The organism is Gallibacterium genomosp. 3 (assembly GCF_001678475.1).
In the GTDB taxonomy this organism is placed as follows: Bacteria; Pseudomonadota; Gammaproteobacteria; order Enterobacterales; family Pasteurellaceae; genus Gallibacterium; species Gallibacterium faecale.
The window spans coordinates 1-10,682 of sequence record NZ_JTJR01000054.1 but is presented as its reverse complement, the minus strand read 5'-3'; the positions used below and the strand labels follow the sequence as shown (position 1 = coordinate 10,682).

Below are 10,682 nucleotides of genomic sequence, written 5' to 3'. Positions count from 1 at the left end.
CCTTACGTCTATATTTAGGAGTAAAGACTATATGATATTTATAGTTCCAACGGGTGTGTGATAGACTTAAATCCTCATTAGCCTTAGTGGGCATTGATATTTCCTCCTATATTTTGAATTTTGGTTGTTAGCCTTATTCATTATATAGTGAGGATTTTTCTTTTTATCGCTTAAGCTTTTTGACTCCATACGCATAGTGTATGGTTTTTATAGCTAGACTTTGTCTAGCTATAATAAAAAAACTGCACCATTAAGGTGCAGTTTTTTTTTATTTTAATTATTAATGCAGATTAAGCTTGGCCTTTCACTGCTTTTAAACCTAAGAATGGTGCTTTATCACCTAAAGCTTCTTCGATACGAATTAATTGATTGTATTTAGCAATACGGTCTGAACGGCTCATAGAACCAGTTTTGATTTGACCTGCTGCTGTACCTACTGCTAAATCAGCAATGGTTGCATCTTCAGTTTCACCTGAACGATGAGAAATTACTGCTGTGTAACCTGCTTCTTTCGCCATACGAATAGCATTTAAAGTTTCTGTTAATGAACCAATTTGGTTGAATTTGATTAAGATTGAGTTAGCAATACCTTTTTCGATACCTTCTTTAAGAATCTTAGTATTAGTTACGAATAAGTCATCACCAACAAGTTGGATTTTGCCACCAAGCACTTCTGTTTGATATTTGAAACCTTCCCAATCTGATTCATCTTGACCATCTTCGATAGATTTAATTGGATATTCTTCACAAAGTTTTTCTAAGTAATGAGTGAATTCTTTAGAAGTGAATGATTTACCTTCACCTTTCATTTCATACATACCAGTTTCTTTGTTATAGAATTCAGAAGATGCACAGTCCATTGCTAAAGTCACATCTTTACCTAAAACATAACCTGCTTTTTCAACTGCTTCTTTAATACAAGCTAATGCAGCTGCGTTAGATTCTAAGTTAGGTGCGAAACCACCTTCATCACCAACCGCTGTACTTAAACCTTTTGTTTTTAATACTTTCGCTAAGTTGTGGAATACTTCTGCACCAATACGTAATGCTTCACGTAAAGTTTTTGCACCAACTGGTTGAATCATAAATTCTTGGATATCCACGTTGTTATCCGCATGTTCACCACCGTTGATGATGTTCATCATTGGTAATGGCATAGAATATTGACCTGGGGTACCGTTTAATTCTGCAATCCATGCATAAAGTGGTAATGCTTTAGACGCTGCTGCTGCTTTTGCATTTGCTAAAGAAACTGCAAGAATTGCGTTAGCACCTAATTTAGATTTGTTATCTGTACCATCTAAATCAATCATAATTTGATCGATTTCAGCTTGTTGTGCTGCATCTTTACCGATTAATGCTGGAGCGATGATATCGTTGATGTTAGAAACAGCTTTTAATACACCTTTACCTAAGAAACGTGATTTATCACCATCACGTAATTCTAATGCTTCGCGAGAACCAGTTGACGCACCAGATGGAGCAGCTGCTAAGCCAACAAAACCACCCTCTAAATGAACTTCAGCTTCAACAGTTGGGTTACCACGAGAGTCGATAATTTCACGGCCAAGAACTTTAACGATTTTTGCCATTTGTTTTTCCTCATATTTAAAGTTAATTTTCAAAGATAGAAATCAAAAACGCTGCTAATATTAAAACGATTTTTAATTTTTGTCTTGTAAAAAATGATGTGAACTTGATCACAATTAAGATTTTTTATTCTCCACTAAAATCCTTATATAATCCTTAGAAAAAGCAACAAATTTTTCGCTTTTTTCAATGGTTTCCTTGTATAATTGCCCACTATTCTAAAAATAGGCTCTTTTTTAATCACCAAGCATTATGTACATTACCCAAGCGCTTTTTTCTTTTAAAGGAAGATTAAATCGACAAGGTTTCTGGATTGGTTCTGGACTTTGTGCCGTCGTGCTATTCATTATTGCGAATATTCTTCCTGTCCAACAATGGTTACAACATACGACAACATCTCTGGGTGCAATTATTCCATTATTGCTGATTGTCTATTGCTGGCTCACTATTATTATTAAACGTTTACATGATCGTGGGCGTTCAGCTAAAGCCATCATCATCTTATTTGTTCCATTGTGCTGTGTCATGATTGCGCCTTATAGCCAAGGCATTATGCAATCTATTTTAGGTAAATTTTTTCCTATTTTTATTGTTGCAATGTTACTAATGGAGTGGGGAGTATTCCTCGGCCAACCAACTGCAAACCGTTATGGTGAAAAAGGCGAAACAATTACATTCAAAAAAGGATAATTATTGTGTCAACCAGTGAATTTAAACTCAATTACCATAAAACTCACTTTTTAATGAGTGCAGCGAATATCACTCAATTACCCGCAGATGCTGGTGTAGAAATTGCATTTGCAGGCCGTTCTAATGCTGGAAAATCAACGGCATTGAATACACTCTCTAATCAAAAAACTTTAGCAAAAACGTCTAAAACCCCAGGTAGAACACAACTGATTAATCTATTTGAAGTCAGTGAAAACTGTAAAATCGTTGATTTACCCGGGTATGGTTATGCTGCTGTACCAGAAAAACTAAAACTACAATGGCAAAAATCATTAGGTGAATATTTACAAAAACGAGAATGTTTAGGCGGGGTAGTTATCTTAATGGATATTCGTCATCCGTTGAAAGCTCTCGATCAACAGATGATTGAGTGGGCAGTTAGTGCTAATTTACCGATACTATTACTTCTCACTAAAGCAGATAAATTAAGCCAAAGTGAACGTAGCAAACAATTAAAAATGGTAAGAGAAGCAATCTTACCTTTCCAAGGGAATATCCAAGTTGAAGCTTTCTCCGCATTAAACCGTATTGGTGTTGATAAGCTTGCCCAGAAATTAGATGGGTGGTTTGCCACCACTGACTAAATAATCAATAAATAAGCCCAAATATTACATTTGGGCGTTATTTTTACAAAAAATACTTAAAGTTTAGAACGCATCAACTAACTGAATTGCCGCACCAATATAAGTTGCTGGAGTTAATTCTTTGAGGCGTACTTTTTCATCTTCTGGGATATCTAAGCTATCAATAAACTGTTGCATTGTTTGTTGATCAACTCGTTTGCCACGAGTTAATTCTTTTAATTTCTCATATGGTTTCGCAATCCCATAACGACGCATTACCGTTTGAATTGGTTCTGCAAGCACTTCCCAGTTTTGGTCTAATTCAGCACGTAAATGATCTTCATTTACTTCTAACTTGCTAATTCCTTTTAAAGTAGATGCATAAGCAATCAAACTATACCCTAAACCAACACCTAAATTACGTAATACGGTTGAATCTGTTAAATCTCGTTGCCAACGGGAAATTGGTAGCTTTTGTGCTAAATGTGCCATTACCGCATTAGCTACCCCTAAATTACCCTCTGAATTCTCAAAATCAATTGGATTCACTTTATGCGGCATCGTTGATGACCCAATTTCACCTGCAATAGTTTTTTGTTTGAAATGATTTAATGCGATATAGCCCCAAATATCACGATCAAAATCGATCATGATCGTATTAAAACGCATTACACAATCAAAATATTCTGCAATATAGTCATGTGGTTCAATTTGTGTAGTATATGGATTCCAATCAATTCCTAAACTTTCCACAAATTGTTGGCTAAATAAATGCCAGTCTAAGTTTGGATATGCCGATAAGTGTGCATTATAGTTACCTACCGCACCATTAATCTTACCGAGAATTTCAACTTTTTGTAGTTGTTGATATTGGCGTTGTAAACGATAAGCCACATTCACCATCTCTTTTCCTACAGTGGTTGGCGAAGCTGGCTGACCATGTGTACGAGAAAGCAATGGAATAGTTTTATAGGTTTCTGCTAAACGGCCAATTTCCGCAATAATCTTCTTCCATTCAGGCAAAATAACCTCTTCTCGTGCTGTTTTTAACATTAATGCATGAGAAAGGTTATTAATATCTTCCGAAGTACAAGCAAAATGGATAAATTCACTAATTGCTGCCAACTCAGGTAAAGATTGACATTTTTCTTTTAGAAAATACTCAACCGCTTTCACATCATGATTAGTTGTTGCTTCAATTTCCTTAATGCGTTGTGCATCCTGCACATCAAAATTAGCAATAATATCATTGAGGTAATCGATTGCTTTTTTTGATAAAAGGGGGATTTCAGAAATTGCACTGTTTTCCGCTAATTTTTGTAACCAACGAACTTCAACAGTCACACGAAAGCGTAACAAGCCAAACTCACTAAAAATTGAGCGTAAAGCATCTGTTCTACTTTGATAACGACCATCGAGAGGGGAAAGTGCAGTTAAAGCATTGAATTGCATGAAGAGTTACTCCGTTTATTAAAGGGATGAGTACAGTTGTTGAGCTGCTTGGATTAACTTACGACGTGAAAAAAGCAATTTCCATTTTGAACCGCCAACTTGACGCCATAATACAGCAGAGCGAATGCCCGCTAATAAGCAAGCTCGAATACAATTTTGAATTTCAGGTTGCTGTAAATATGTTGGGACACCTTTTACCTGAATTTTAGCCCCAAGAGGACTAATAATATCCACATAAATGCCAGCTAATACCGCTAACATAGAACTATCAGTTAAACCATCGTGAAATTCTAATTGAGTTGGTAAATATTGGATTCTATCAGCTAATTGCTGCTTCTTTTCGCCATTACTATTAAGTTTACTTTCTAAAGCAAGTAAACTTAACCAATAACGGCCTAATTCAGCATCTAATCTCCCATGCTGCCCATTAAGCTGTTCTAGTAATGTCGCTAATCCTAATTTTAAATTCTCTAAATTACCGCCATAAATATCTATAATCTCTTTTGGTTGAATGACCAATAAACTTTCTAACGTCACGAGTAAATCTTGTTCTGGCGTATTTCCTTGATGAGCTAATTGTTGAACTAACTTTGCAGACTGACATACGCCAGCTAAAGCTATTGCTAAATTCGCATAATCGACCATAAGGAGAAGAACCTTTCTTTATGTATTAAATTATTGATTTGAATATGAGGCAAAATAGGTGCAAGAATATAACACTGATCCTGCTTTTTTTAAAGCTATCTTCAGACTATATTGCGGAAAAAATTAAAGGCTGTTACAACTTAAATTGTAACAGCCTTCTTGAATTTGGCTCCTCCTGCTGGACTTGAACCAGCGACATATGGATTAACAGTCCACCGTTCTACCGACTGAACTAAGGAGGAATAGTGGTGCCCAGAGGCGGAATCGAACCACCGACACGGGGATTTTCAATCCCCTGCTCTACCGACTGAGCTATCTGGGCAACGTCTTAGTGGTGCGTATTAAACGTTTTTTTGGCCTTCAAGTCAACCACTATTTTGAAAAAAATTTCTTTTTTTCGTACGTTAGCCGTTTTTATGTCCAAAACGAATAAAAATAATACTAAAGCACCACGAAAACAAGCAAAATTAGCGAATTACTCGATAACTTTTTTGTGCTTTATCAACTTTAATTAAGTAGTTTCTCGCCTGTGCTGAAGGGTGTTTCGTTGTTAAAATACGATACACTTGCTCAGGTAATAAGCGATTAATCTTATTTACAGCAACATCTTTATCTTCATCAAAGATCCGTAATACTGCACCTGCACCACCGTTATAAGCAGAAATAACGGCAAAACGTCTTGAGGTAGGATCGGTAATCCCCGCTAAATATTTATTTTGTAATAGCCATAAATAAGAAACACCTGCATCAATATTCTTATACGGATCAAATAAATATTTCTTCGACGGTACACCACTTCTGCCTTTCATTTGGAATACATCTCGACCTGCAGTTTGCGGAACAATTTGCATCAAGCCCATTGCATTAGCATAGCTGATCGCATATGGGTTAAAGCTGGATTCTGTTTGCATAATACCGAGAATTAAACTTTCATCAATGTTGTAATGTCTTGCAGCTTTACGAATAAATGGAATATATTTTTGGGCACGAATTGCTACGTGGTTAGCAATCATTTGAATCACCACAAACTGCACAATATGTCCATTACTTAAACGACGACTCTGTAATTTATTATTAATCAAGTAATCTGCAAATGCAGAGGCTACCGCAATATTCGGAATTTGAGCACCTTGATGATCTAATACCTGTCCTAATAGGAATGGACGAGAACTAATCGGTACGTCACCATCGGCAAATAAATCTATACCATTAGCATCAGATCCCATTAATAATGTATATACAATCGCGTTTTTTAAGCGTGCTAAACTGGTTTGCGTTTCAATGGTAATCACACCTTCATCAAAACTAACATGGCTACGTGTATAGTATCTATCTGTATATTTAACGTAATCCTTTCTGCTTGCTACCAATAACTCGTTTACACCCCAAATACGATCAATATTATGCGAGAACTGTCCAGTGAGGATATCTAACGCACGGGTATCTTTAGCAAAAGCATCATCATAATCAATGCTATCGTTATAAGATGAACCACATCCTACTAAAAATAGTGCGAGTGCTGAGATAATAAAATATTTTTTTGCTTTCATATTTGATTACTTTGAAGGAGGAACATAACCTTCGATATGAACATCCTTACCTTCAAATAGGAAATTCACCATCTCTTGCTCTAATAATTTACGATGCTCTGGATTCATCATATTTAATTTTTTTTCATTCACTAGCATAGTCTGCTTTTTTAACCATTCTGACCACGCTTGCTTACTGATTGAATCAAAAATACGTTTACCTAATTCACCCGGGTAAAGTTGGAAATCTAAGCCTTCTGCTTCTTGCTTTAAATACTCACAAAAAACGGTTCTTGCCATAACATTATCCTTATTTCATTTGTTTAATTGCTAAATTTGCCGATAACTGACGCAGCAAATTTTTAACCGGTGTCGCCAAGCCAATTTTAGGTGGCGAAAAATCCGCTAGATCATACCAATATTCACTTTCATTTTGTACTCTCTGTTTATATTCTGCACAATTTTCTGCAACATTTTTATTCTCTAACGATAAACTGCTTAAATTCGTTACCACAATCGGGTGAATATCTAAGTGAAAATGACTGAAGGTATGACGAAATATTGATAATTCATCAACAATTTGTATTTTATTTTGTTGTACAAAACTCTCTAAATCATCCCGATTTTCAAATTGCGGAAAACAATAGAGTCCGCCCCATAATCCTTCTGCTGGACGTTGTTGTAATAATACCTGTGTACCTTGCATCCATAGTAAAAAATAACTTTCTCGTTCTGGTAACGCTTTTTTTGGTTTCTTTCCTGGAAATTGGGACCAACTCTCCTCATAGTATGCAATACAATTTTTGGCTAATGGACATAAACTACATTTAGGTTTAGTACGGGTACAAACCATTGCTCCTAAATCCATCATTGCTTGGTTAAACGCGGTGACTTGTGATTGAGGCGTGACCATTGCGCTTTGCTGCCATAACTGTGTTTCAACCGATTTTTCACCCGGCCAACCTTCAATCGCGAAATGGCGAGATAAGACACGTTTCACATTACCATCTAAAATTGGATATGGCGCATCAAGACAAGATGACAAAATTGCGCCAGCTGTGCTTAACCCAATACCAGGTAATCCAAATACCTGCTCAAATCTTGTTGGAAAATCACCTTGATACTGATCTCGAATTATTTGTGCAGCACGGTGCAAATTTCTAGCTCTGGCATAGTAGCCTAAGCCTGTCCATAAATGTAATACCTCGTCTAATGGGGCATTAGCCAGCGATGTAATCGTAGGGAATTGTTGAATAAAACGCTCAAAATAAGGAATAACAGTTACAACTTGAGTTTGTTGTAACATAATTTCTGACAACCAGACTCCATATAAGGACTTATTCACTTGCCATGGTAATGTCTTACGCCCATATTTTTCATACCAAGACAACACTGCACTTGCAAAAGGCGCATCTGGCGTTGATTCAGCTAGCCACATAAAAACTCTTCTAAATAATGAATGAAACGTGCGAGTGTACCATAAGGAATTTGATTAAAACATAACAAAAATGGCAGATTATCAGGTAAAATACACGCCGTTTTAATTGTAGAACCTTGTTGGATTTATCTTATTTTATGCAAGAAAATGCTTTAAATAATATTGCTGAACAAAAACGCAAAACGGTTAACACACCAGAATTTACGGAAGATGGACGCTATATGCGTAAAATCCGTAGTTTTGTATTAAGAACTGGGCGTTTAAGTGAAGCACAAAAACGTGCAATGAATGACAATTGGGATGATTTTGGTTTAGAACATCAACAAGATCCTTTTGATTTCAAAAAAATTTTTGGCAATGAAAATCCTGTTATCCTGGAAATTGGATTTGGTATGGGACGATCACTAGTTGATATGGCAAAGCAAAATCCACAATCTAATTATCTTGGAATTGAAGTACATACGCCTGGCGTAGGGGCTTGCATTGCTTATGCATTAGAACAACAAGTCACGAATCTCCGTGTCATTTGCCATGATGCCATTGAAATTCTTAACAATAATATTCCTAAGAATTCATTAACTGGTTTACAGCTCTTTTTCCCTGATCCTTGGCACAAAGCAAAACACCATAAAAGACGCATCGTCCAAACTCCTTTCATTGATCTTATTATGGAGAAACTTAAGCCAGAAGGATTTATTCATATGGCGACAGACTGGGAAAATTATGCTGAACATATGCTAGAAGTATTAAGACAACAGCCAAAATTGCGTAATACTTCTCTCACCAACGATTATATTCCACGTCCAGACTTTCGACCATTAACTAAATTTGAACAACGTGGTCATAAATTAGGTCATGGTGTTTGGGATCTCTATTTTGTTAAAAATCAATAGTCCAAAAAGGAGGATAATATGGCATATCAACGTAATCGCAGACAACGCAAAAAAATGCACATTGATGAATTCCAAGAACTAGGTTTTCTTGTTAATTGGCAATTTGCAGAAAATACGCCTGTAAGTGAAATTGATCAAGTTGTTGATCGTTTCATTGATGAAGTAATTAAACCAAACGGTTTAGCTTATGAAGGAAGCGGTTATTTACATTGGGAAGGTTTAATTTGCTTAGAAAAACTTGGTAAATGTGATGATTCTCACCGCCAATTAGTAAAAACTTGGTTAGAACAAAATGGACTTTCACAAGTTGAAGTTAGTGATCTTTTCGATATTTGGTGGGATTTCCCTGTTGCTGAATAAACTTTACGAATTAAAAATTGCCACTTTGAAAGTGGCAATTTTTTTATATTACTTTTTTGTCCTATATACCTTTTTATCCATCTTATTTTTATTATCCATTTCTATTTAGCAAAAATATTATTTTGCATAGCTCAATAAACAAAATATCTTTTTATTAAACCCTATCTAATTTAGATACAACTCATCCAATATTTCATAAGAATTTTAAGCTAATATTGAGAAAATATTCAAAATTATTTATTTAGTAACCAATCAATATCATTACTTTAGATGTACTCTTATCATTATCTTATTAACTAATAATAGATAAAGTCAATTTTCATCCTCTATGTCTTAATAACAACCCACTTTTAACTTATTAAACGATTATCCTTAACATTATTTATCGACTTACTTCACAATTTTGATATTTTAATAACAAAATATCTTTTATGTGAAATTTTTACTGTTATATTAAATCTAAGGTATTTTTATCAATAGGAGATCTTTATGGAATAAACAATCTTTTAACTTCCTTATATTTTCCCCACTATTCAGGAGATGCTTATGAAAAAACTAACGCAAACTGAAATCAATACAGCTTTTATCTGTCACAAGCTAAGTAAATTAATTGGTCCTGTCACAGCCAAAAGCCTATTCAATGGCTATGGTATTTTTAAGAATGAGCATATGTTTGGTATTTATCAAAAGAAATTTTTTTATATAAGAGCAACAGCACAATTTGCTGAGTTATTGCGACAAATTGGGGCAACACCTTGTCCTTATATCTCAACCACTTCAGCTCAATATTTTCATCTTCCCGATGAGATTACTGAAGATGATGAAAAATATAAATCCTATTTAGAACTCTCTATTGCTCAGGTTAAGTTTGAAAAAAGTCAAAAAAAGAGAAAAAAGCAATCTCAAATCAGAGACTTACCTAATCTCAGCATCAAACACGAAAGACTATTAGCGCGAATTGATGTCAAAAACGTGAAAGAGTTCAAAAGGAGAGGACCTGAAAAAGTTTTTGTTCAATTAAAAAGCATCATATTATTAGATGGTTTAGATTTATATTGGAAATTAGTGGGTGCGCTCTATCTCAAACATTATTCACTATTAACGCGTGAAGAGAAAGAAAAGCATCTAGTACTACTGAATATAGCACTAGCACAAGAAAACTATCCACCAGAGACCTTATAACTGAGCTATGTAAATGATTTATAGCCTTCTTAATTAGTACTATCCTATAATGTATAAACAGCTACCTTAAAGTGGCTGTTTTTTATAACTTTTCTAAATCATTTCTATACCTACTAAACAACATCCACCTAATCTTATTTAAGTATTTATACCCTCTTAACAGAATAATCAAAATATTTAATCGCATACAGTACAGAACTTTAATCTGATAGCAAAATTACTTCCACCTCAAGCTATTTTTTACTAATCAGCATTCCACTAAATATTAATTTAATATTAATGCCCTTGTTAGCTCGCAAAA

11 protein-coding genes, 2 tRNA genes and 1 pseudogene are annotated in these 10,682 nt (G+C 35.0%); 5 read left to right on the top strand and 9 right to left on the bottom strand.

Translation table 11 applies throughout. The features are described from left to right. Together QV06_RS11625 and eno are read right to left on the bottom strand one after the other, a co-directional pair. Positions 1-94 (bottom strand): annotated as a pseudogene (locus tag QV06_RS11625) (IS200/IS605 family transposase); the annotation flags it as partial. 196 nt (positions 95-290) lie between these two features. Continuing rightward, positions 291-1,592, bottom strand: a complete 1,302-nt coding sequence (gene eno, locus QV06_RS11310; protein WP_065238231.1) for a phosphopyruvate hydratase — start codon at positions 1,590-1,592, stop codon at positions 291-293. Between the two features lie 250 nt (positions 1,593-1,842). On the opposite strand from eno, the gene QV06_RS11305 reads away from it, so the two are divergent. Together QV06_RS11305 and yihA are read left to right on the top strand one after the other, a co-directional pair. Next, the gene (locus QV06_RS11305) at positions 1,843-2,280 is read left to right on the top strand and encodes a DUF805 domain-containing protein (protein ID WP_065238230.1); all 438 of its coding nucleotides are present in this window, start codon (positions 1,843-1,845) and stop codon (positions 2,278-2,280) included. A 53-nt stretch (positions 2,281-2,333) separates the two neighbouring features. Continuing rightward, positions 2,334-2,903, top strand: a complete 570-nt coding sequence (yihA, locus tag QV06_RS11300) for a ribosome biogenesis GTP-binding protein YihA/YsxC (protein ID WP_065238232.1) — start codon at positions 2,334-2,336, stop codon at positions 2,901-2,903. Positions 2,904-2,966: 63 nt separating this feature from the next. On the opposite strand, the gene purB is transcribed toward yihA, so the two are convergent. The 7 genes from purB to mutY all read right to left on the bottom strand — a co-directional run bounded on the left by purB (position 2,967) and on the right by mutY (position 7,946). Beyond that, a complete protein-coding gene (gene purB / locus QV06_RS11295) occupies positions 2,967-4,334 on the bottom strand; it encodes an adenylosuccinate lyase (protein ID WP_065238229.1) in 1,368 nt (455 codons plus the stop codon). An 18-nt stretch (positions 4,335-4,352) separates the two neighbouring features. Then, complete coding sequence (gene hflD / locus QV06_RS11290; protein ID WP_065238228.1) at positions 4,353-4,979, bottom strand: high frequency lysogenization protein HflD; 627 nt, start codon at positions 4,977-4,979, stop codon at positions 4,353-4,355. 166 nt (positions 4,980-5,145) lie between these two features. Further along, positions 5,146-5,221, bottom strand: a tRNA-Asn gene (locus tag QV06_RS11285). 4 nt (positions 5,222-5,225) lie between these two features. Next, positions 5,226-5,301 (bottom strand) — tRNA-Phe (locus QV06_RS11280). Between the two features lie 145 nt (positions 5,302-5,446). Beyond that, the gene (mltC, locus tag QV06_RS11275) at positions 5,447-6,529 is read right to left on the bottom strand and encodes a membrane-bound lytic murein transglycosylase MltC (protein ID WP_065238227.1); all 1,083 of its coding nucleotides are present in this window, start codon (positions 6,527-6,529) and stop codon (positions 5,447-5,449) included. A gap of 6 nt (positions 6,530-6,535) precedes the next feature. Continuing rightward, entirely contained in the window at positions 6,536-6,808 is a 273-nt protein-coding gene (locus tag QV06_RS11270) for an oxidative damage protection protein (protein WP_065238226.1), read from the bottom strand. A 10-nt stretch (positions 6,809-6,818) separates the two neighbouring features. Next, on the bottom strand, positions 6,819-7,946 hold the full coding sequence (gene mutY, locus QV06_RS11265) for an A/G-specific adenine glycosylase (protein WP_065238225.1): 1,128 nt from the start codon (positions 7,944-7,946) through the stop codon (positions 6,819-6,821). A gap of 137 nt (positions 7,947-8,083) precedes the next feature. Here mutY and trmB point away from each other — a divergent pair, with 137 nt between their 5' ends. From trmB to QV06_RS11250, 3 genes are all read left to right on the top strand, one after another. Next, the gene (gene trmB / locus QV06_RS11260; RefSeq protein ID WP_065238224.1) at positions 8,084-8,839 is read left to right on the top strand and encodes a tRNA (guanosine(46)-N7)-methyltransferase TrmB; all 756 of its coding nucleotides are present in this window, start codon (positions 8,084-8,086) and stop codon (positions 8,837-8,839) included. 18 nt (positions 8,840-8,857) lie between these two features. Next, positions 8,858-9,199, top strand: coding sequence for a YggL family protein (locus QV06_RS11255; RefSeq protein ID WP_065238223.1), 342 nt, complete (start codon positions 8,858-8,860; stop codon positions 9,197-9,199). 546 nt (positions 9,200-9,745) lie between these two features. Next, on the top strand, positions 9,746-10,381 hold the full coding sequence (locus tag QV06_RS11250) for a TfoX/Sxy family protein (protein WP_065238222.1): 636 nt from the start codon (positions 9,746-9,748) through the stop codon (positions 10,379-10,381). The last annotated feature ends 301 nt before the right edge of the window (positions 10,382-10,682 follow it).

Excerpts from the sequence above, each read along its gene's own strand:
- QV06_RS11250 (WP_065238222.1), top strand. The coding sequence starts at position 9,746 with ATGAAAAAACTAACGCAAACTGAAATCAATACAGCTTTTATCTGTCAC.
- trmB (WP_065238224.1), top strand. The coding sequence starts at position 8,084 with ATGCAAGAAAATGCTTTAAATAATATTGCTGAACAAAAACGCAAAACG.
- yihA (WP_065238232.1), top strand. The coding sequence starts at position 2,334 with ATGAGTGCAGCGAATATCACTCAATTACCCGCAGATGCTGGTGTAGAA.
- mutY (WP_065238225.1), bottom strand. The coding sequence starts at position 7,946 with ATGTGGCTAGCTGAATCAACGCCAGATGCGCCTTTTGCAAGTGCAGTG.
- mltC (WP_065238227.1), bottom strand. The coding sequence starts at position 6,529 with ATGAAAGCAAAAAAATATTTTATTATCTCAGCACTCGCACTATTTTTA.
- purB (WP_065238229.1), bottom strand. The coding sequence starts at position 4,334 with ATGCAATTCAATGCTTTAACTGCACTTTCCCCTCTCGATGGTCGTTAT.
- QV06_RS11305 (WP_065238230.1), top strand. The coding sequence starts at position 1,843 with ATGTACATTACCCAAGCGCTTTTTTCTTTTAAAGGAAGATTAAATCGA.
- eno (WP_065238231.1), bottom strand. The coding sequence starts at position 1,592 with ATGGCAAAAATCGTTAAAGTTCTTGGCCGTGAAATTATCGACTCTCGT.
- hflD (WP_065238228.1), bottom strand. The coding sequence starts at position 4,979 with ATGGTCGATTATGCGAATTTAGCAATAGCTTTAGCTGGCGTATGTCAG.
- QV06_RS11255 (WP_065238223.1), top strand. The coding sequence starts at position 8,858 with ATGGCATATCAACGTAATCGCAGACAACGCAAAAAAATGCACATTGAT.
- QV06_RS11270 (WP_065238226.1), bottom strand. The coding sequence starts at position 6,808 with ATGGCAAGAACCGTTTTTTGTGAGTATTTAAAGCAAGAAGCAGAAGGC.